General features: G+C 58.5%; 19 protein-coding genes. 3 read left to right on the top strand and 16 right to left on the bottom strand.

All coding sequences use genetic code 11. The annotated features are described in order from the left end of the window. The first annotated feature begins 60 nt into the window (after positions 1–60). A complete protein-coding gene (locus AC2FI9_RS12325; RefSeq protein ID WP_496767976.1) occupies positions 61–1,851 on the top strand; it encodes an aminopeptidase P family protein in 1,791 nt (596 codons plus the stop codon). A gap of 65 nt (positions 1,852–1,916) precedes the next feature. Next, complete coding sequence (locus tag AC2FI9_RS12320) at positions 1,917–2,258, top strand: DUF427 domain-containing protein (RefSeq protein WP_058274347.1); 342 nt, start codon at positions 1,917–1,919, stop codon at positions 2,256–2,258. Between the two features lie 5 nt (positions 2,259–2,263). On the opposite strand, the gene AC2FI9_RS12315 is transcribed toward AC2FI9_RS12320, so the two are convergent. Beyond that, complete coding sequence (locus AC2FI9_RS12315) at positions 2,264–2,407, bottom strand: hypothetical protein (protein ID WP_496767974.1); 144 nt, start codon at positions 2,405–2,407, stop codon at positions 2,264–2,266. 247 nt (positions 2,408–2,654) lie between these two features. On the opposite strand from AC2FI9_RS12315, the gene AC2FI9_RS12310 reads away from it, so the two are divergent. Next, positions 2,655–4,022 carry a DUF3179 domain-containing protein gene (locus tag AC2FI9_RS12310; RefSeq protein ID WP_496767972.1) on the top strand — a complete coding sequence of 456 codons (1,368 nt, stop codon included), beginning with the start codon at positions 2,655–2,657 and terminating at the stop codon, positions 4,020–4,022. On the opposite strand, the gene AC2FI9_RS12305 is transcribed toward AC2FI9_RS12310, so the two are convergent. The 15 genes from AC2FI9_RS12305 to ftsW form a co-directional block, all read right to left on the bottom strand. Beyond that, a complete protein-coding gene (locus tag AC2FI9_RS12305) occupies positions 4,019–5,704 on the bottom strand; it encodes a chloride channel protein (protein ID WP_496767970.1) in 1,686 nt (561 codons plus the stop codon). The genes AC2FI9_RS12310 and AC2FI9_RS12305 overlap by 4 nt on opposite strands. A gap of 100 nt (positions 5,705–5,804) precedes the next feature. After that, positions 5,805–7,454, bottom strand: coding sequence for a DNA repair protein RecN (recN, locus tag AC2FI9_RS12300; protein ID WP_496724416.1), 1,650 nt, complete (start codon positions 7,452–7,454; stop codon positions 5,805–5,807). 35 nt (positions 7,455–7,489) lie between these two features. After that, positions 7,490–8,332: an outer membrane protein assembly factor BamD gene (locus AC2FI9_RS12295; protein WP_496724414.1), complete on the bottom strand. Its 843-nt coding sequence runs from the start codon at positions 8,330–8,332 to the stop codon at positions 7,490–7,492. Positions 8,333–8,459: 127 nt separating this feature from the next. Next, positions 8,460–9,380: a UDP-3-O-acyl-N-acetylglucosamine deacetylase gene (gene lpxC, locus AC2FI9_RS12290; RefSeq protein ID WP_496724412.1), complete on the bottom strand. Its 921-nt coding sequence runs from the start codon at positions 9,378–9,380 to the stop codon at positions 8,460–8,462. A gap of 213 nt (positions 9,381–9,593) precedes the next feature. Further along, positions 9,594–11,213, bottom strand: coding sequence for a cell division protein FtsZ (gene ftsZ, locus AC2FI9_RS12285; protein ID WP_496767968.1), 1,620 nt, complete (start codon positions 11,211–11,213; stop codon positions 9,594–9,596). A 349-nt stretch (positions 11,214–11,562) separates the two neighbouring features. Further along, positions 11,563–11,976 (bottom strand): hypothetical protein, encoded by a 414-nt coding sequence (locus AC2FI9_RS12280; protein ID WP_496734175.1) that lies wholly within the window; start codon positions 11,974–11,976, stop codon positions 11,563–11,565. After that, a complete protein-coding gene (gene ftsA / locus AC2FI9_RS12275) occupies positions 11,963–13,297 on the bottom strand; it encodes a cell division protein FtsA (RefSeq protein ID WP_058279582.1) in 1,335 nt (444 codons plus the stop codon). Before ftsA ends, AC2FI9_RS12280 begins: the two co-directional genes overlap by 14 nt. An 8-nt stretch (positions 13,298–13,305) precedes the next feature. Continuing rightward, positions 13,306–14,301, bottom strand: a complete 996-nt coding sequence (locus AC2FI9_RS12270; protein WP_496767966.1) for a cell division protein FtsQ/DivIB — start codon at positions 14,299–14,301, stop codon at positions 13,306–13,308. Continuing rightward, on the bottom strand, positions 14,289–15,212 hold the full coding sequence (locus AC2FI9_RS12265) for a D-alanine--D-alanine ligase (protein WP_496734171.1): 924 nt from the start codon (positions 15,210–15,212) through the stop codon (positions 14,289–14,291). Before AC2FI9_RS12265 ends, AC2FI9_RS12270 begins: the two co-directional genes overlap by 13 nt. Positions 15,213–15,314: 102 nt before the next feature. After that, complete coding sequence (murB, locus tag AC2FI9_RS12260) at positions 15,315–16,244, bottom strand: UDP-N-acetylmuramate dehydrogenase (protein WP_496768108.1); 930 nt, start codon at positions 16,242–16,244, stop codon at positions 15,315–15,317. A 368-nt stretch (positions 16,245–16,612) separates the two neighbouring features. After that, positions 16,613–16,861, bottom strand: a complete 249-nt coding sequence (locus AC2FI9_RS12255; RefSeq protein ID WP_496724400.1) for a DUF2484 family protein — start codon at positions 16,859–16,861, stop codon at positions 16,613–16,615. After that, positions 16,858–17,106, bottom strand: a complete 249-nt coding sequence (locus tag AC2FI9_RS12250; RefSeq protein ID WP_496724398.1) for a DUF2484 family protein — start codon at positions 17,104–17,106, stop codon at positions 16,858–16,860. Before AC2FI9_RS12250 ends, AC2FI9_RS12255 begins: the two co-directional genes overlap by 4 nt. 76 nt (positions 17,107–17,182) lie before the next feature. After that, positions 17,183–18,592 (bottom strand): UDP-N-acetylmuramate--L-alanine ligase, encoded by a 1,410-nt coding sequence (gene murC, locus AC2FI9_RS12245; RefSeq protein WP_496724396.1) that lies wholly within the window; start codon positions 18,590–18,592, stop codon positions 17,183–17,185. Then, entirely contained in the window at positions 18,589–19,686 is a 1,098-nt protein-coding gene (locus tag AC2FI9_RS12240; protein ID WP_496767964.1) for a UDP-N-acetylglucosamine--N-acetylmuramyl-(pentapeptide) pyrophosphoryl-undecaprenol N-acetylglucosamine transferase, read from the bottom strand. Before AC2FI9_RS12240 ends, murC begins: the two co-directional genes overlap by 4 nt. After that, positions 19,686–20,849: a putative lipid II flippase FtsW gene (ftsW, locus tag AC2FI9_RS12235; protein WP_058279575.1), complete on the bottom strand. Its 1,164-nt coding sequence runs from the start codon at positions 20,847–20,849 to the stop codon at positions 19,686–19,688. The genes AC2FI9_RS12240 and ftsW overlap by 1 nt, the downstream gene beginning before the upstream one ends. Positions 20,850–20,915: the final 66 nt, after the last annotated feature.

Genomic DNA, 20,915 nt, shown 5'->3' with positions numbered 1-20,915 from the left:
TCCGGCAGAAGTATTTTTCAAAAGATGAAGGGGCAGCCCCCCGTTTGCGAGAGGTGTCACATGTTTCAATCCTTTGCAGTCACTGCGCGTCCGGAACAGGGACCGCCCAGGCTGGCCGCTTTGCGATCCCAGATGGCACAGGATGGGTTGGACGGTTTTCTGATCCCACGCGCAGATGCGCATCAGGGCGAGTATGTGGCCCCACGCGATGAACGTCTGGCATGGCTGACGGGTTTCACCGGGTCGGCCGGTTTCTGCGCAGTGCTGTCCGATATTGCCGGCGTTTTCATCGATGGCCGGTATCGCACGCAGGTCAAGGCTCAGGTTGCGGCGGATTTCACGCCTGTGCCCTGGCCTGAAACCAGTTTGGGCGTGTGGCTTAAAGAACAGCTGCCCAACGGCGGCAAGGTTGGTTTTGATCCTTGGCTGCATGCAGCAGGGCAGATTACCAGTCTGAAGAAAGAGTTGAACGCAAGCGGCGTCGAACTTGTTCGTAGCGACAATCTGGTGGACAGGGTGTGGTCGGATCAACCGGACGCCCCGATGAACCCGGTCAAGGCGCACCCGATTGAGTTTGCAGGGGAAACAGCCACAAGCAAAATTGCGCGGGTGGCGGAGGATCTAAAACAGAACGGGTGTGATGCGGCCATCATTACATTGCCGGATTCGATCATGTGGCTGCTTAACATTCGTGGATCAGATATCGGGTATAACCCGGTAGCGCATGGGTTTGCCATTCTACACGTCGATGGTCGGGTTGATCTGTTCATGTCGGCGCAAAAACTGGCCGGGGTGTTAGATCACCTTGTCGAGCAAGTTCAGGTTCACGACCCTCGGTTTTTTCTGGATGCGGCCGCGGATTTGGGCGGCGCGGTTCAAGTCGATTTGGGAACCCTGCCGCAGGCAGTTGCGGATGTGCTGGGTGACAAAATGATGGATGCAGGTGATCCCTGTGCCCTGCCCAAAGCTCGCAAGAACGCCGCCGAAATCGCAGGCAGCGCCGAGGCGCATCTTCGTGACGCGGTTGCTGTTATTGAAACCCTGTGCTGGTTGGACGCACAGACCCCGGGCACAGTGGCGGAAACGCAGGTGGTCACGCAGCTTGAGGAAAACCGCCGCCGGGATAACGCGCTACAGGATATCTCGTTCGACACGATTGCGGGCACCGGTCCCAACGGCGCGATCATGCATTACCGGGTGACCGAAGAAACCGACAGCCGGCTGGAGAATGGTCACTTGTTGGTTTTGGATAGCGGAGGTCAGTATCTGGATGGCACAACCGACATCACCCGCACCATTGCAATCGGAGAAGTGGGCGTTGAGGAAAAAGCCTGCTTTACCCGCGTGCTGAAAGGGATGATCGATCTGTCCATGCTGCGCTGGCCCGCCGGGCTGGCCGGACGAGACATTGAATGCATCGCACGCGCCCCCTTGTGGGCAGCGGGGCAGGATTTCAATCACGGGGTCGGCCACGGGGTCGGCGCATACCTGAGCGTCCACGAAGGGCCGCAGCGCTTGTCGAAGGTCAGCCATGTTCCGCTTGAGCCGGGGATGATCCTGTCAAACGAGCCGGGATATTACCGCGAAGGCGCATTCGGCATTCGCATCGAGAACCTTGTTGTGGTTCAAGATGCCCCTTCCTTGCCCACGGCGGACACCGAGCGTGCGATGCTGAACTGGCGGACGCTCACATACGTTCCAATTGACCGGCGGCTGATTGTAGTCGATATGCTTACGACAGAAGAACGCGCGTGGCTTAACGCATACCACCGCGACGTTGCGGAAAAAGTTCGTCCAAGGCTGGGCGACAACGCTCAACTGTGGTTGGATGCCGCAAGTGCGCCGATCTGACACTGGACTGTCACATAAACCGGGCAGAGGAGTGATCCGTACTAAAGACGAGGGAAGAAGCAGAGATGACAGACATAACGATCCGCAAAGCAGCTGGTAAATGGAGCGTTCGTTCCGGGGGCGCCGTTCTCGGAGAGAGCATGAATGCGCTGGAGCTGCTGGAAGGTGATCTGGAGCCGGTGATCTATTTCCCTCGCGCCGATATCGGAATGGCATTTCTGGACCGTACAGAAAAGGTTACGCACTGCCCGCACAAAGGCGATGCGACGCATTTCTCAATTGTCAATAAATCATCCGTGACCGAAAACGCAGCGTGGAGCTATGAGGACCCGGTCGCCGCAATGGCCGAGATCAAGGGTTATGTCGCGTTTTACCGCGTCGATTCCGTTAAGGTCGAACAGATTTAAATCCCTCAGATGGCCTCTCTGACCCGCTCGGTCGCGGCCATGTCGTGACGCACACGCCCATAGGCCTGTGCCATGGATGCCAGTGATCTTAGGTGGGCTGCTGCCGTTCGTACGCGACCAAGAAATCCCTGGCCGGGCCTCCCTGGCATGGCCAGAATTTCGAACCCATTGCAAAATTTATCGTTTTTGGCATCGTGACAAAAAATATCTGTGAATTTTTTTGGATACGACTAACCGGCAAATTTCACGATAACATGCAAGCATATAGTCTTCGCAGGTAGCTCAACAGCGCGCTCGCAACTGACAAGGCTTGATCACGATCCAATCACGGGGCTGTTGCATGCATTTGAGGCATCAAGCGTGCACAATGCCACCAAACACCGCCCAGAGGATGCCATGTCACTTACCCGTCGCAGTTTCGCAGGATCATTGGGGGCCGCGCTCTTGTTGCCTAGCGCGTTGTCCGCGCAACAAGACCCCGTGCTTGATGCTGTGCGTTCCACACTGTTTGGAAGCAACGCAGAGTTTGAGCAAGGCATGGCCTTTCTCGTACAACGCGGCAACCCGGATGTGGTGCCTGCTTTGCTGACCGGTATGCGATACGCCAGACGTCGCAGCAGCGACATCGTGAAAGTCATGCAGACCCTGACTGGTGAGAATACCGGTCAAGACTGGTTTGAGTGGATGCTCTGGCAGGAAAAGAACCCGCAAATCGTGCCACACCCCTCGCTCATCCCGTTCAAGCGCGAGGTTCTTTTGGGAATTGATACGAATTTCGATGACTTCCTGAAACCAAAGTATTTGCAGCGCGACAAGATGAAGATCCGGCTTGAAGAGATCGCGTGGGGTGGTGTGAACAAGGACGGTATCCCATCGCTGGACAATCCGGCTCTGATCCCTGCCGCGCGTGCAGATTACCTTAAGGACGATGACCTGGTCTTTGGCGTTTCGATCAACGGGGACGAACGAGCTTACCCGCTGCGGATCATGGGCTGGCATGAAATGTTCAACGAGGTGATTGGCGGAGTTCCGGTGGCCTTAGCCTACTGTACACTGTGCGGATCCGGAATTCTGTTTGAAACGCAAGTGCCGGGTCGCAGCAAACCCCTGATCTTCGGCTCATCGGGGTTTCTGTACAGATCGAACAAACTGATGTTCGATCGTCAGACGCATTCCCTGTGGAACCAATACACCGGCAAGCCAGTCGTTGGCGCGCTTGTCGGCAGCGGTATCGAATTGAAACAACGCCCGGTGGTCATCACCACATGGCAAAGCTGGAAAACATCTCACCCCAAGACGAAGGTCCTTTCAATGAACACCGGTCACCGGCGGAATTATGGATCGGGTGTCGTGTATCGGGAGTATTTCGCTTCGTCCGAATTGATGTTTCCGGCGCTGGTCGATCAGTCCAGTCACAGACAGAAAGATTATGTTTTTGCCATCCGGCAATTTGGCGCGGCGCGAGCATGGCCCCTGGACGCGTTCGGCAAGAGCCGAGTAATCAACGACGCCATCGCCAACCGGCCGCTGGTGCTTATCGGAAACGACGAAAAGCGCGCAGTGCGCGCCTATGAACGCGCATCCCACAAGTTCGCTGCGTCTGGCGGCGATTTGGTGGACGAAACGGGTCAGAAGTGGACCATGACCGAAGAGGCGCTGGTTGGACCGGGAGGCGCGGAGTTGCCCCGGGTCGCAGGCCATATTTCGTACTGGTTTGCTTGGGACAACTACCTGGGCGATACCGCGACCGTGTATAAACGCTAAGAGTGCTCTTCAGCCGCAGTGGCAGCCAAGGCGCGGTTATACGCCTTCAGTGCATCGACGTGGTAAAGCGCTCCGACCGGGTTTTCACTACCATCCTCTTCGACAATCACCACCGGAATACAGGGGATGTCATCCCTGTCGAAATAGGGCATCGCTGCCTCTAGTGTAGCGCTAGCCTGAACACAAAGCCCCTGTTCGATCAATTCGACCGCCTGTTCTTTCGTGATCGAGCGCGGGTCGCCCAAGGGGCGCATGACTGCCCCGGTCCGCAGCATCGCCAGCAGATAGGCTTGCGGCCCGGCGGCCAGATGCACGTTGCGACGTTCCAGCTGGGTCAAGAAGAAGGACCGATCCACAAGACGCGAGGCCAGCGCTGTCGACATCGACACCGAAACCATCACAGCCAGGCCGATTTGCCAATCTCCGGTCAGTTCAAAGACGATCATCGTTGTCGAAATCGGCGCGCCCAGAACCGCGGCAGCAACGGCCCCCATTCCGGCAAAGGCATAAAGCGTATGCGTGCCCGACACATCCGGCAGCAGCCCGGTTGCGATCAGGCCAAAGGCCAGCCCGGTCAACGCCCCAATCATCAGCGATGGGGAAAACACCCCGCCGCCCATACGCCCGCCCATGGTGATCGCCACGGCAACCGTCTTGATCACCGCAAACAGGATGGCAAAACTCAGGGTCAGGTCACCTGCCAAAGCGCGGATCGTCGTTTCATACCCGACGCCGATGATATGCGGGAACCAGATCGCCAGCAGCCCCAGCATCGCACCTGAAACAGCTGGGCGCAGCCAGCCAGGCAAGGCAAGCCGGTTCTGGATATGGTTGCCGATATCTTCGGCAAAAAAGATCGACCGCATGAGCAGAAGCGAAACCAGGCCGCAGATCAGGCCAAGTAGCAGAAAGGCAGGCAGTTCCACGTAGAATTGCAGGGAACCGGGTGTATCCAGAACAAACTCGGTCACATCGCCATATTCCAGCCGGTTGATTACTGTCCCGGCAACCGAAGCAATCACGATTGGCGCAAATGCATGCACTGCAAAGTGACGCAGCACGACCTCAAGCGCGAACAGCGCACCTGCGATCGGTGAGTTAAAACTGGCCGAGACGGCGGCGGCGACAGCGCATCCCAACAGGTCGCGCCCGGTGATGCCATCAGCATGGATGCGGTTACTGACCCAGGTTGAGATCACACCAGCCATGTGCACGACCGGCCCCTCTCGGCCCGTGGACCCGCCTGTGCTGAGCGTGACGAGCGAGGCAAAGAAAGACGCGATACCCGCCTTGCTTTCCACGCGACCATCGGTCACCGCGGCCCCTTCGATGACGTCAGCGACGGATCGCACGCGTCCGTCGTCGGTGAACTTATTCAGGATCACGCCCACGATAAGCCCGCCGATGATGGGAATGATCAGGATCAGAAACCAAGGCAGCTTTTCCGCGTGGCTGTGCAAAAGCAAAATGTCATCCGTATCATAGACATAGGCCTGCAGCGACCGGATCGCCTTGCGAAATCCCAATGCCATGAAACCTGCCGCGATCCCGATCGCCAGCGCGATGAACCAGAATTGAATCTGGCTGGGCCCACGCCGCCGCATCACCCGCCAGGCGTCCTTTATCGCGGCCAGAGCCTGATTGAGCTGGTTGCGCAGAACGGTGCGGGTTGATTGGGTCATTTGCCCTCGGGGATCACGTCTTTCCCCTTAGTAAGCCACGGAGCGCCCTTATAAAAGTGGGATCGCGACGGATTGAACACAGGAAAGCGGCAGAATTACCTCAGGCCTGCAAAAGGGCTCGGGCCGCAGCGCGGGCCTCGTCCGTTATTGTGTCACCTGCGACCATACGGGCGATTTCATCCACGCGGTCGGGTTCGGCCAGCGGCACAACGGTCGACAGGGTATGCCCGTCGGTGACGTGTTTTTGAACCCGCCAGTGATGCGCCGCGCGGGCCGCCACCTGCGGAGAGTGGGTCACAACCAGCACCTGACCGCCATGCGCTAACGACGCAAGGCGCCGCCCGACAGCATCAGCGGTCGCGCCGCCGACACCTCGGTCGATTTCGTCGAAAATCATCGTGCGCGCGCTGTCATCACCGGCCAGACAGACCTTGAGCGCCAAAAGAAAACGACTGAGTTCACCGCCTGAGGCGATCTTGTTCAGCGGTCCCGAAGGCGCGCCGGGGTTGGTGGCAACCGTGAACGCCACAGCGTCAATCCCCTCGGGGCCCGGGTCTGCCACCGTGATTTCGGTTTGGAACACAGCGCGTTCCATCTTCAACGGGGCGAGTTCGGTCATCACGGCGGCATCGAGTTGCCCGGCGGCCTTTTGCCGCGCAGCACTCAGTTTGGCCGCTGCGTCGTCATAAGCCGCCTGTGCCGCGTCTACCGCCGCCCTCTGATCGGCCAGATCCGCATCGCCCGCGTCAAGCCGGTTCAGGCGGTCGCGCAAAGTGTCGGCGAAGGTGCCCAGATCATCTGGCACGACGTCATGTTTACGAGCCAGCGCACGAATAGCGAACAAGCGTTCTTCGGCCTGCTCCAACTCAGACGGGTTAAAGTCCAGTTTTTGCAGGCAGGCATCGACACCATCCTGCGCCTCACCCAACTCGATCAAGGCGCGTCCCAATGCGGCGATCGGCTCTTCCAATTGGCCGCCCGCACTATCCGACACCCCTTCGAGCCAGCGCACGGCGTCAGCCATCGCCCCCTCGGCCCCGTCCCCACCCAGCAGAGCGAAGGCACGGGCAACGTCATCGCGGATACGCTCGGCCCCCTGCATCATGCGACGACGGGCGTCGAGCTCGGCGTCCTCGCCCGGCTGCGGGTCCAGCTGATCCAGTTCGGATACCGAATGCCGCAAGAATTCCTCTTCTGCACGCATGGCTGCTAGGGCCGATTCCGTCTGCGCAAGAGCTTTGCGCGCACGTGACATCTCGGACCATGCTGACCGCACCTTTACTAGATAGGATTCTGCTCCGGCGTAATCATCCAGCATTGCCCGGTGACCTCGCGGGTTCAACAGGCCGCGATCATCGTGTTGGCCATGCAGTTCGATCAGGGTCTCGGACAATGCCCGCAGCACCTCGCCCGAACAACGACGATCATTGACCCACGCGGTCTTACGCCCCTCGGCCGTATTCACCCGCCGCAGGATCAGCTCTTCTCCGTCGGGCAGGCCCGCTTCGGCCAGAATTGCATGTGCGGCGTGATCTTCGTTCAATTCGAACTCGGCCACGACTTCACCCTGAGCGGCGCCCTGACGGACCAGTTCTGCCCGACCACGCCAGCCCAGAACAAATCCCAGCGAATCCAGAAGAATCGACTTGCCCGCACCGGTTTCACCGGTCAACGCATTCAGGCCCGGCTGAAACGTCAGTTCCAGCCGATCGATGATCAGCATGTCACGGATATCGAGGGCGCGCAGCATCGGGTCTTAGCGTCCCACCCCATTGGCCATGGCGATTACAACCACTCACCTTTGACAGTCTGACGGTAGATCGTGCTGAGCCAGTTGTTGCCACGGCTCTTGAGATCCAATCCGCGTGACGTCAGCAGCGAATAGCCCGCATCGTACCATTCGGACGACTGATAGTTGTACCCCAGAATGGCCCCCGCCGACTGTGCCTCATCCACAAGACCCAGTGCCAGATAGGCTTCAATCAAGCGGTACAGAGCTTCGGCGGTGTGAGATGTGGTCTGGAAGTCTTCAACCACCACACGGAACCGGTTGATGGCTGCAGTATAATGGTCCTGGCGCAGATAATAGCGTCCAATTTCCATCTCTTTGCCAGCCAGGTGGTCAAAGGCCAGATCGAATTTCAGCACCGCAGAGGTCGCGTATTCGCTATCCGGGTAGACCTCGATCACGGTGCGCAGCGATTGCAACGCCTGAAAAGTCAGGCCCTGATCGCGCCCGACCTCGTCAATCTGGTCATAATAGCTGAGCGCCAGAAGATATTGGGCATAAGCCGCATCTTCGTCCGTCGGGTAAAAGTCGATGTACCGTTGTGCGGCGCCTCGGCTTTCTTCGTAGTTTTTGTCCGAGTGGTATGAGAATGCCTGCATGATCAGCGCACGCTTGGCCCAATCGGAATACGGATACAGACGTTCAACTTCTGAAAAATACCACGCCGCATCATCCGAACGATTCTGCGACAGCTCATATTCGCCGCGCGTGAATATCTGTTCAGGAGTGAACCCTTCCAGGTTCTGATTGCGGTCTGCGCCTTTTCCAGCGCATGCCGTCAAAACTGCTGTCAGAAGAATCGCGCTTGCGAACCTGACTGCCGCTTTGGTGCCAACCATTCCGCCTATCCTTGTCGTATTACTTGACGGGGTTAAGCCCCGATTTAGGCCAAGGTCTAGCACATAAAATTCCGGTGCAAAACGCCTTATGCGCCCGTTCGCAGAATTGTCGGAAGAGTTGATCCAATCAAGCGACTTCCGGGATTTCGTCCCGGACCAGGCCCTGCCCCGGAAGGCGGGCTGCCTGTTCAGGCGTGCACAGGATCGGACGGACCGCACCCGGCGTCTCGAACAGCTTGCGCAGCAGAGTATTGGTCATTGAATGGCCGGATTTGTCACCGGTAAAGTGACCAAAGATCGGACCGCCTGCCAAATACAGGTCACCAAGGGCATCCAGCATCTTGTGGCGCACGGCCTCGTCCGCGCGGCGGAAACCACCCGGCGTAAGGACTTCGTCACCCTGAACAACGACGGCATTTTCCAGCGTGCCGCCCAAAGCCAGCCCGTTTTCGCGCATCGCCTCAACATCAGTACGGCGGCAGAACGTCCGGCAGTCACACAGCTCACGTGCGAACGAACCGTTGCGCATATCCAAGGTCTTGGTCTGGTTGCCAATGGCACCGTCTTCGAAGTCGATATGAAAGTCGATGATCAGACCGTTTGCAGGCGCAATCGAAGCGCTAGCACCTTCGCGCACAGCGGTCACCGGCTTAAGAACCTCATAGGCCAGAACCGGGCTGGCTTGGCGACGCACGCCCTTCGCCATGATACCGCGAACGAAATCAATCGAAGACCCATCCATGATCGGAACTTCGGGACCATCAATCTCGATCAGCGCGTTATGTATTCCGCAACCGGCCAACGCGGCCATGATGTGCTCGACCGTGGACACAGACACACCCGCGTCGTTGATCAGGCGGGTGCACAGCGGGGTGCGCTCGACCACATCATAGATCGCAGGGACAAGGGCATTGCCCAGCTCAATATCCGTCCGTTTGAACCAGATGCCGTGACCGGCGGCTGCCGGTTTCAGGACCATCGTCGCAGGCTTACCGCTATGCAGTCCGACGCCTGTAAACGTGACCGGAGATTTGAGCGTATGTTGCAAGGTGAACCTCGAAGAGTGGTGTCCGGCCTCGGTTGGCCGTGTTGGACACTCAGTTAAGGAAGGCGGCGTCAAGGCTCAACTCACTCTTTGCAACCGAATGAAACATGTATGTGACAGATCGGCAAATCCCTGCTTACACTTCCTCAAACATTTGTAAAACAAAAGAAAAGGGCCGCCCTTTGGCGACCCTTTGCATTCACTTTGTTACCGCGATCAGTTGGCCTGACGCCGCAAAAAGGCGGGAATTTCGATCCGGTCCTGTTCGGGGTCGACCTCATCCCTTGCAGGTGCCGTAGCGTCAGATTGGCGCATAACGGGCTGCTGGCGGGGTGGTTGCGCCGGAGTATCTGCTGCGTGGCCGGTCATCCGGTCGATCAGGCGGTTAAAGCCAAACCGGGGACGATCATGCGCTTCTTCCTGCGGCACAGCGGTCGGCTGCGGGGTCGCGGGGCGGACCATCGAAGGGCTCCGCTCGGACGGCGGAACGTTCTGGACCGCGGCCTGCAAGCGCTGCAGTGCTTCGGGCGACGGTGTTCCCGCTGCCGGTTGAGGCTGCGGTGCGACGTAGTTTTCGGACGCAGGCTCAACCGGTTCGGGGGTCGGCTCGAATTCGGCAACGCGCGGCTGATAGGCCGGCGGTGGCAAACCATCATCATCCTGTTCGACACGAGACTGGAATTGTGGCTGTGCAGGCTCTGTCGGTGCTTCAAACAGCGAGGGTTCGCGGTTCATCTCTTGCTGAGGTGCTTGCTCAGCGACTGCTGTAACAACCGGGGCCTCTTCCTGCACCGACTCTTCTGCTGAAACGGTGCGGGTCAGCGGTGCCGACATTGAACGGCGCGCGACAGGGATATCTTCCTGCTTTTCACTGGCATCGATACCGGTTGCGACAACCGATACACGCATGCCGCCTTCCATCACAGTATCCAGGGTCGAACCGACGATGATGTTGGCCTCGGGATCTACTTCTTCGCGGATGCGGTTGGCGGCTTCGTCCAGTTCGAACAGGGTCAGGTCGTGCGAGCCGGTGATGTTGATCAGAACGCCCTTGGCACCTTTCAGGCTGATTTCGTCCAATAGCGGGTTGGCGATCGCCTTCTCGGCGGCCTGAACCGCGCGATCTTCGCCGGTGGCCTCACCGGTTCCCATCATCGCTTTGCCCATCTCGTCCATCACGGCGCGAACATCTGCAAAATCGAGGTTGATCAGGCCCGGACGGACCATCAGATCGGTCACGCCTTTTACGCCCTGATAGAGAACATCGTCCGCCATCGAGAACGCCTCGGTAAAGGTGGTCTTTTCGTTGGCCAGACGGAATAGGTTCTGGTTCGGGATGATGATCAGAGTGTCGACGACCTTTTGCAGCATCTCAACGCCGTCTTCGGCCTGACGCATCCGCTTGGCGCCTTCAAACTGGAAGGGCTTGGTCACAACACCAACAGTCAGAACGCCCAATTCCCGCGCGGCCTGCGCGATGATCGGAGCGGCGCCGGTGCCAGTACCGCCACCCATGCCGGCGGTGATAAAGCACATATGCGCGCCGGCCAGGTGATCAACGATCTGCTCAATGCTTTCTTCGGCTGCTGCCGCACCCACGGTCGGACGGGCCCCTGCCCCCAGACCTTCGGTGACTTTCACGCCCAGTTGAACCCGTGCCGAAGACTGGCTTTGTTGCAGTGCCTGCGCATCGGTGTTGGCGACCACAAAATCGACGCCGTCCAGCTGTTTCTCAATCATGTTGTTGACAGCGTTGCCGCCTGCACCACCAACGCCAAATACTGTGATCCGAGGCTTCAGTTCGTCGTGCCCGGGCATCGAAAGATTCAATGTCATGCTCTGTCCGCCTGTTTTTTTGTTCCCGCCAAAGCGGTGTTTTTCTTACCTATCCACTAACAATCCTACCGTTTGAAACAGCAAACGTCACGCCAAAAATCGCGTAATTCCACAAAATATGGAGGAATTAAGGCGCTGACCGGCAGTATTTCGCAAATACCGCCAGATGTTGCGTAAAAATCTCAATGTAGCACAAAACAGGCGATTTGCACGCGGCACTCAACCGACGCATCACCAAAGGGACTCATAAACTGTCAAACTGCGGAAAACTGCTCAGGTCCTGCCGCGGGCCTCTGTTGGGCCTTGTGGATATCTTGATGGATAAACGAGTCAGCTGCAACCCATTTCTTTAGCTGATCGGGGTACTTGGGCAATTCAAACCGTCCTCGGTGATGCTGCGCACCTCTTGGATTTCGCTGTCTGCAAAAGTGGCCAGTCGCACCATCAACTTGCCCTTATATTCGAAAGGCCACCAGCAGACCGGGATACCATCCGGGTCATCATCATAAAGAAAGCAGATTTGACCATCAGGTGTGGTGATCTGACCATAAACACAACCGCGCCCCACCATGCGCCAGACCGACAGCACAGGGCTGAGGAACTCTTCAGTTCCTACAAGCTCGCCCGTCGAAAAGTCGTGGAACGTGACAGTCTTGCCCTTTACTGCATCCAAAAACGCCTCAGGTGTGATCCGGGTTTGCGCCTGAGTGGTCAGCGGTACCAGGGCCAGCAGCGCTGCGACCCCCAGCTTACCAATTGTCACGGAACCAACGCACGGCCCGCTTGAACGGGCGCGCGGCATAGGTGTCGACCGGGATTTCAAAGTCCCACCATTCGTCCTGCGGGTGCGCTGCAAACAGGCTGAGCCCCACTGCGGAGGAGAACCCCGGCCCGGTCGCCGATTGCGGTAGACCATGCACACGCAGCGGCCGGCCAAGGCGAACACGCTGCCCGAGGATGCGGGTGGCCAAACCATCCAGCCCCATGATTTGGCTGCCGCCGCCGGTCAGGACGATCTGCTGGCTCGGCATATGCTCGAACCCGGCGGCATCCAGACGAACACGCACCTCTTCCAGGATCTCTTCAACACGCGGACGCATTATCCCGATCAGTTCAGCTCGGCTAACAGTTCGGCGATCATGCTCCCAGTCGCCGGTATCGCCGCCGATATCAATCAGGTCGCGATCATCCGCTCCAGTGGCATGGACGCCGCCATTGAAGGTTTTTATCCGCTCGGCGACCGATGCGGGAATGCCCAACCCCATCGAAATGTCCGAGGTTACATGATCACCACCCATGCGCACGCAGTCGGCGTAAATCATGTGCTTTTTCATAAAGATCGACACGCTGGTCGTGCCGCCACCCATGTCGATACAGGCCGCGCCCAGTTCCTGCTCATCCTCGACCAAGGCGGAAACACCAGACACATAGGCCGAGTTTGCAATTCCGGCCAATTCCAGATCGCAGCGTTTGATGCAGCGCACGATGTTTTGGATCGCAGTCGCGTCAACGGTCAGCATGTGCATGTCGACGGCAAGGCTCTGCCCCATTTGGCCGCGCGGATCGATCAGACCTGAGCGGTTGTCCAAAGCGAAATTGACCGGTTGGGCATGCAATACCTCGCGCCCTGCCCCGTAATCCGGCACATCACAGGCGTTCAGGACACGGCCAACCTCTGCCTCGGTCACGACCTGACCCTCAAGATCGACCTGCGCGTCCAACCCGTAAGAGCGCGGGTTCGCACCCGAGAAGCTGGCTATCACATGATCGACCCGGATATCGGCCATCTTTTGCGCCGCCTGCAGGGCGGTTCGGATCGCCCGTTCCGTTTCCTGCATGGCGGTGACTTCGCCAAATTGAACGCCCCGCGACCGTGTGGTCGCAGCACCAATCACCCGGAACCCGGTCTGCCCGGCCATCGACCCGATGGTGTTGTCCTCGCTCAGGCGGCCGGTCCCATCAAAGCGCAATACAAGACAGGCAATCTTGGAACTGCCAACATCGAGAATGGCGACAACACCGCGTTGCATGGCTTGTCTGCGCATCTGCCGCATGGCGCGCTGGGACTGATAAAGATCGGTCATCATGGTCGTTACTGCTCGCTACCCACTGTCACTTTTGTATTCCACCAGTCTTCGCTGGCAGCTTTGGTCATTCTTATTGTCGGACGTTGCCCAAGGCGCATGTCGACCACCGCGACGTCGCGTTCCAAAAGGTCCTGCACCTCATTCACGGCCAGAACGCGTTCCAACGCGCGTACGGGGCGTTCGGTTGGCAACATGATGCGCTGGCCGCGGTCCATAACCAGGTCCCAGCGACGTTCACCAATCCGGACCAGCCCGCGCACACGACCGCCGAGGCTGCGGGCGGTTGTCAGCAATTCAAGCGCCTCACCTACGTGACCGTCTGCACCTTTGCCCGCGATCAGAGGTAAATTAGAGTGATCCTTGCGCGACGCGATGCGTTCCACATGCGCGCCGGTCTCATCCAGCAATTCGATCCCACGGCGCGTACGCCAGACGATGACGGGCTGACGCTCGACAACATCCACCTGCAGAATGCCGCCCGGGCGCACCCGTACCGTGGCGGATTTGACCGGATTCAGCCCGGTAATCGTGTCGCGGATTTGCTCAACATCCAGATCCCATGAGCTGACAGGGAAATCCAGCGGTACGACCTCACGAATATCCTCGGACAGGTTGGTCCCTGCCCCGTCAATGGCCATCAGATTGACCATGAACTCTGGCCGTTGCTGGATCGAAGTCTTGATGTCGATGACATAGGCCACTACCGCATCGCGACGCTCTTGCGAACCGAAATAGATGCCAACTGCGGCGCAAACGGCAAACACCGGCAGGCCAATCTTTAGGCTGCGCCGAACGCCCCGCGTCAGCATCCAGCGCTGCAGGCGGTAGCTGAGACGAGACGGGGCCGGGTCGAGGCGATCGCCCTTGCCACCAAACATACCACGCAGCCGCAATTTGGGTTCGACTCCGGTATGTGCGCCGGATTCGAAATCAGCATCGGGACCGGTCAGTTGTTTGGGCCGGTGAACCACAGGCGCTCGGGTGGCTCTTAGCGGTCGCATGATGCGTCCTCCACCATCCAGGCGCATAGCTGCCCGAAACTCATCCCCAGATGTGCGGCCTGTTCAGGCACCAGGGACGTCGGCGTCATGCCGGGCTGAGTGTTGGTCTCGAGAAGGAAAAGCCCATCGGCACCCATACTGTCATCCCAGCGGAAATCCGTACGGCTTACGCCCTTGCATCCCAGCGCAGAATGAGCGCGCAATGCGTAGTCCATGCACAGGGCAAAAATTTCGGTCGGTACGTCAGCGGGCAAAACATGCCACGATCCGCCGGGCTTGTACTTGGCGTCATAATCGTACCAACCGCCATCGGTCATGATCTCGGTAACCGTTACGGCCTTGTCGTTCATCACCGTTACAGTCAACTCGCGTCCGGCAATGTATTTCTCGACCATAACCTGATCGGGCATTTCATGCGACAGCTGCGGAGGGCCATTAGACCCTTCATGCACGATGTAGATCCCAACGCTGGAGCCTTCGTTGTTGGGCTTGGCCACGTAAGGAGGCTCCATCACATGAACCTTAACTACCTCAATCTTTGGTACGATCACGCTGGCAACAACGGGTAGGCCTTCGGCCTCAAACACTTCTTTGCTGCGCTGCTTGTCCATCGCCAGCGCCGAGGCCAGAACACCAGAGTGCGTGTACGGAATGCGCATCCATTCCAGCAGACCCTGAACGCAGCCATCCTCACCCCAGCGGCCATGCAGGGCGTTGAACACAACGTCTGGTTTGATTTCCAAAAGGCGCGCATAGAGGTCAGGACCTGCGTCCAGCTCAACTACTTCAAAGCCTTCTCCCACAAGGGCGGCCGCGCATTCGCGCCCAGAGCTGAGAGACACCTCGCGTTCCTTCGAGGGTCCACCCATCAATACCGCCACTTTGGGGTTTGTCCTGCTCGACATACCCAACGTGCGCCTCAATGTCCCCGGACCTTATGTGGTGGTCCGTACTGCGTTTATCTCCTTGATCCGTCGCCTTAATTTGCCTGTTATGGTCTGACGGTCAGGGCTTTATTCTGTCAACGGATCACCGACCCGCATGATTTCCCACTCTAGCGTGATGCCGCTTGTTTCGTAAACCTTTTTTCGCACCTCTTCGCCCAGACCTTCGAGGTCCGCGGCAGAGGCATCACCGGTATTGATCAGGAAATTCGAGTGCTTTTCGCTCATCTGTGCTCCGCCGCGCGTCGCGCCGCGCATGCCCGCATCGTCAATGACCTTCCATGCCTTAAGGTCGTGTACATCATCCGCCCGCCCGGTCGAAGAAAACCCTGCCGGGTTGCGGAAGGTTGACCCGGCGCAACGGTCTTTGGTCGGCTGGGTTTCGTCGCGTTTTTGCAACTGCGCGGACATCCGGGCGTACAGCTCTTCCGGATCGCCGGATGGACCTTCGAAAGTGGCCGAGATTAGTACCGCGCCTTCGGGCAGATCGGACTGGCGATAACGAAAATTCAGGTCTTCCGGAGTCAGTTCCACAAGCTCTCCCTGCCGGGTGACAATGGTCGCCTTGCGCAGCACGTCTGCCGTGTAGCTGCCATAACACCCTGCGTTCATCCGCACCGCACCGCCGATTGAGCCCGGGATGGTGCGCAAAAAGGTCAGGTCCACACCCTCATCCGCCGCCTTGCGCGCCACATGCGCATCCAACGCGGCAGCTCCGGCGGTGACGATGTTTCCCTCAACCGAGATAGCATTGAACCCCCGCCCCAATCGGATCACAACTGCGCGCAAGCCGCCATCGCGAACGATCAGGTTTGACCCGACGCCCATGGGAAAGACCGAGACGTCGCCGGACAGATCACGGAGAAAATCCTGCAAATCCTCGGTGTCAGCAGGTTGAAACAAATAGTCAGCCGGGCCGCCAACACGCAGCCAAGTCAAGTCATTAAGAGCCCGTTTTTTCGAGAGTTTGCCGCGTGGCTTGGGAAGCAATTGATCCATGGTGCTCTGGTAATCTGCTTGAACGGTTTTGTCACCCAATTGCTTAGAATTGTTCTTCCACCGCGCCAGAACGCGGTGCAGTCCCCCGGTGACAAACCCAACGCATAAGGCGGCAATCAACGGAATGGAGACCGCAAGCACGTAGATCACAATCCAAGCGTCTATCGTTGCGGTTTGTTTATCGATAGATACTGGCTCGAAATGTATACGGGTAACAAAGCCGTAAAGTCCCGACGCGATCAAAAACAAAATCAAAATGAGTGGGCCGCGAAGTTTGCCTGCTTTCGTACGTAGATGCGAATACATCGCGACCATAACAGAAACTAAGGTAAGCCCGCAGAGAAACGCGAATATTCTGGGGTCCAATTCTATTCTCCGACCATACGCCGCACCCACCGCCCCAGATAGATCACAGGCCAACGCAGTACCGACATACCCGCCGCCAGAACGATCAGCCCGATCCACGGGCCGTTCTGCAAAGTGACGTAACCCAGTATTGGAATCCCCACAGCGATCAGGACATAAGCGCGGGTCCAATGGTTGTCCTTGCTGGGGATCATCGCCAGCACATTTGCGGCGATCCCCCACAGAGCGGCAAGGGCGATCGACCAGTTCACTCCTCGACCTCCTGCCCGGTCCAGCGGCGCCAGTAATAGCGAATGGGATTGCGGAACATGGATGCAAAAGCAGCAAAGGCCAGCAACGAGAAAAACCAGCCAAAGTCATGACCCAGCCAGACGATCAGCGCAGGAGCGGAAACGAACAGCACAATGCCCGGCGGAAATTGCAGGCGCATTGGCAGCATGGCGACGATCGTTGAGGCCAAAACCCACAAGCCAGCAAAAAGCACCGAATATACCAACTGCCCCTCCGAGGACGATCATTGCTGCAACTGCAAAATCACACTTTAAAGTTGCAGTGCTAGAGAGTCCATTCCATCAAACGGCTTGTTTTTGTCGCAGCCTTTCAGGCAACCCATTGGCCCAGGCGCTAATTGTACCGGCGCCAAGGCAAACAACCATGTCACCGGGACGGGCCTGTTCGCGAACAAGGCGCTCCAGATCGTTTTCGTTCAGCAATGCACGCGCGTGGCGGTGACCGTGACGGATCAGGCCTTGCACCAGATCATCTCGGCTGGCTCCTTCGATCGGGTCCTCTCCGGCAGAGAAAACATCAGCGATGGCTACAACGTCCGCGTCATTGAAGCAGGTGCAGAAATCGTCAAACAGATTGGACAGGCGCGAGTACCGGTGCGGTTGGTGCACGGCGATCACGCGCCCATCGGTGGCCTGGCGCGCAGCTTTAAGAACGGCTGCAATCTCTACCGGATGGTGGCCGTAATCGTCGATAATGGTGACGCCATCGACCTCGCCGACCTTAGTGAAGCGGCGGTTGACGCCGCCAAAATTAGCCAGCGCATCACGGATTTCCGAGGCCTTCATACCCAGATGGCGGGCGACGGCCACTGCAGACAGCGCGTTTGAGACATTGTGGTCGCCGGGCATCGGCAATGTGCAGCCCTCGATCATCTTATCTTCGTACTGAAGGTGGATGTCGAAATGCGCCACGCCGCCCCTGTAGGTCAGGTTCAACGCACGAACATCAGCCTGCGCATTGAACCCATAGGTCCGGACCCGGCGGTCGGTGATACGTCCAACCAACGTCTGCACCTCTGCATGGTCCGTGCAGCACACAGCCAGACCGTAGAATGGCAGGTTCGAGACGAACTCGTAGAACCCGTCGCGCAGTTGGTCGAAGTCACCCCAATGCTCCATATGCTCGGGGTCGATATTCGTAACAATGGCAATGGTCGCGGGCAGTCGGTTGAACGAACCGTCGGATTCGTCGGCCTCGACCACCATCCATTCACCCTGCCCCATCCGTGCGTTCGAACCGTAGGCATGGATGATGCCGCCATTGATGACGGTCGGATCGAAATCGCCGGCCACCATCAGCTCGGCCATCATGGTGGTCGTGGTGGTCTTGCCGTGGGTTCCGGCAATGGCGATGTTGGATTTCAGGCGCATCAGCTCGGCCAGCATGTCGGCGCGACGAACAACCGGCAGGCCTTGCGCCCGGGCGCCGTCCAGCTCGGGGTTGCCAGGCTTGATCGCGGTCGACACCACAACAACGGCCGCGTTTTCAAGGTTTTCGGCACGCTGGCCGACAAATATCTCAGCCCCAAGGCTCGCCAGACGATCAGTGATCTTGGACGCCTTCAGGTCGGACCCCTGCACGCGGTAACCGAGGTTCAGCAAAACCTCGGCAATGCCCGACATCCCAATTCCGCCGATCCCCACAAAGTGAATCGACCCTACGTCTTGCGGCAGTTTGGTTGCAGGATTCATGTGGTCTCCTTCTGCGCCAGTTGTTCGACAAGGGCCGTCAGACGTTCAGTTGCGTCGGGGGCACCGGTCGAGAGGGCGGCATGGGCCATCTTTTGGGCGGCTTCGGGGTTGGTAAGAACGGCGGTGATTTGCTCTGTCAGCGAGGGAACGTCAAGTGCGTTTTCCGGGATCATAATCGCGCCGCCTGCCTGAACCAATCCTCGCGCGTTCGCAGTTTGATGGTCGCCTGCGGCTGCGGCAAACGGGATCAGGATCGATGGACGTCCGATGACCGAGATATCCGCCACGCTGGATGCGCCGGACCGGCTGATGACAAGTTGTGCATCCGACATGCGACGCGGAACGTCGTCAAAGAAAGGTTTGACCTCGGCCCGGATACCATGTTCGGCATAGAACGCCGTAACACGTTCCCCATCCTCGTCGCGGGCCTGATGTGCAACACGGATATGGCTGCGCAAGTCGTCAGGCAAGGCAGCAATCGCGCCAGGGACAATATCGCTGAGAATGCGCGCACCCTGACTGCCGCCCATAACCAGAATAGACATAGGATAGTCGCCCGGTGGGATGTAACCTGCGGCCTCGCGCTCAAGCACGGCGGCGCGGACCGGGTTTCCGGTGTGGATTCCATTGGCCCCTTCGGGCAGATCGGTCGGCCAGACACCACAGGCGACGTTGGCAACACGCGTGGCAAACAATTGGTTCACGCGCCCCAGAACCCCATTCTGTTCGTGGATCATGCGCGGAACTTTCAGCATCGTCGCGGCCCCCAAAGCCGGGATCGACGGGTATCCGCCAAAGCCCACGACAACGTCCGGTTTGTCCCGCATCATCTGGAACGCCATGCTGCTGACGCCGCCCGCAATCCTGGGGCCGACCAATGCCTTAGCGGCCAGTCCGCCGCGCGCGAAGGTGGCAGAGGCAACCTCGACAATCTCGACCGTTTGCGGAAAGGCGCCTGTGTAGCGCGCGCCACGCTCATCCGTGGACAGGCGCACGCGCCAGCCTTTATTCAGCATCGCTTCGGCCAACGCCTGCGCCGGGAACATATGGCCCCCGGTGCCGCCAGCCGCAATCAACAGGTAAGGTTTCCCCATTATCCTCTTCCGCGCAGAATATCGCCAAGTTCGCCCTGTGGGCGGCTTCTGGTGAAGGCCAGCAACATACCAACAGCGATGCCGCCCGCAATCAGCGACGACCCACCATAGCTGACAAAGGGCAGCGTCATGCCCTTGGCAGGCAGCAGGCGCACAGCCACACCCATGTTAATCATGGCCTGAACGCCGAACATGCAGGCCAGACCGGTCCCGGCCAGACGGATGAACATATCGCGCTCGCGCATCAGCCGCAGAAGCGAACGTACAACGATCAGTGAATACAGCGCGATGATGATCAGCACCAGGATCAGCCCGTATTCTTCGGCCGCAACGGCGATGATGAAATCCGTATGGGCATCGGGCAAGGACCACTTCACCTGTCCCTCACCCACGCCGACACCGAACAGACCGCCTTCGCGGATGGCGTTGGTGGCATAGCCAAGCTGAGTGGTCGGGTCGACCTCCTGGTTCAGGAAGCCATCAATACGGCGGGCAAAGTGTTCCGAATTCGAATAGGCGAACATCCCACCTAGGACAACGACCCCTGCCATGCCAACCAGCAGCAGCATCGGCGCGCCGGCCACAAAGTACATCACACCCCATCCAAACAGGATCAGGCAGGCCTGACCGAAGTCAGGTTGCAAAACCAGCATCGCCACAATTGCAATGCACAACGCAAATGACCACAACCGACCCGGAGGGCCGTTGATCTGTTGCGACGCAGCCAGCAGCCACGCGGCCACGACGACAAATCCGGGTTTCAGAAATTCCGACGGCTGCAAAGATGCAAAGCCCAGCGAGTACCAGCGCACTGCCCCTTTTCCGAAATCCGTTCCGAAGACGGGCAGAAAGGCCAGCGCCACAAACGAGGCAAGGAACCCAAGTACTGCCAAACGGCGCACCAGTGTCGGCGACATCATCGACGTCAGCAGCATCGCAATCAGCGCCAGTCCGCCGAACAGTGCCTGCCGTTCGACATAGTGGAACGGATCAAACCCGTTGCGCCCTGCCAGCGGTGGTGATGAGGCCAGCCCCAGCAACAATCCGATGACAAACAGGATCAGAACGCAGGACATCGTCCAGCGATCAATTGTCCGCCACCATTTCGGAAGAATCGGTTCTCCGCGCTGGTCCTGGACCGCGCCATACACCATCTCAGTCATGAGATACCGCCACTATCTGCCTCGTTAACGTCCCGTTTTTCAGGATCTGACTGAGAGTCTACAGGC

The sequence above is a fragment of the Ruegeria sp. CDSA246 genome (genome assembly GCF_059611225.1).
Note: the sequence above shows the minus strand (reverse complement) of the source record. Positions and strands in the feature narration are given on the sequence as shown.

Coding starts and splice junctions, on each gene's coding strand:
- AC2FI9_RS12325 (WP_496767976.1), top strand. CDS start 61: ATGTTTCAATCCTTTGCAGTCACTGCGCGTCCGGAACAGGGACCGCCC.
- AC2FI9_RS12320 (WP_058274347.1), top strand. CDS start 1,917: ATGACAGACATAACGATCCGCAAAGCAGCTGGTAAATGGAGCGTTCGT.
- AC2FI9_RS12315 (WP_496767974.1), bottom strand. CDS start 2,407: ATGCCAGGGAGGCCCGGCCAGGGATTTCTTGGTCGCGTACGAACGGCA.
- AC2FI9_RS12310 (WP_496767972.1), top strand. CDS start 2,655: ATGTCACTTACCCGTCGCAGTTTCGCAGGATCATTGGGGGCCGCGCTC.
- AC2FI9_RS12305 (WP_496767970.1), bottom strand. CDS start 5,704: ATGACCCAATCAACCCGCACCGTTCTGCGCAACCAGCTCAATCAGGCT.
- recN (WP_496724416.1), bottom strand. CDS start 7,454: ATGCTGCGCGCCCTCGATATCCGTGACATGCTGATCATCGATCGGCTG.
- AC2FI9_RS12295 (WP_496724414.1), bottom strand. CDS start 8,332: ATGGTTGGCACCAAAGCGGCAGTCAGGTTCGCAAGCGCGATTCTTCTG.
- ftsZ (WP_496767968.1), bottom strand. CDS start 11,213: ATGACATTGAATCTTTCGATGCCCGGGCACGACGAACTGAAGCCTCGG.
- ftsA (WP_058279582.1), bottom strand. CDS start 13,297: ATGACCGATCTTTATCAGTCCCAGCGCGCCATGCGGCAGATGCGCAGA.
- AC2FI9_RS12270 (WP_496767966.1), bottom strand. CDS start 14,301: ATGCGACCGCTAAGAGCCACCCGAGCGCCTGTGGTTCACCGGCCCAAA.
- murB (WP_496768108.1), bottom strand. CDS start 16,244: ATGGATCAATTGCTTCCCAAGCCACGCGGCAAACTCTCGAAAAAACGG.
- murC (WP_496724396.1), bottom strand. CDS start 18,592: ATGAATCCTGCAACCAAACTGCCGCAAGACGTAGGGTCGATTCACTTT.
- AC2FI9_RS12240 (WP_496767964.1), bottom strand. CDS start 19,686: ATGGGGAAACCTTACCTGTTGATTGCGGCTGGCGGCACCGGGGGCCAT.
- ftsW (WP_058279575.1), bottom strand. CDS start 20,849: ATGACTGAGATGGTGTATGGCGCGGTCCAGGACCAGCGCGGAGAACCG.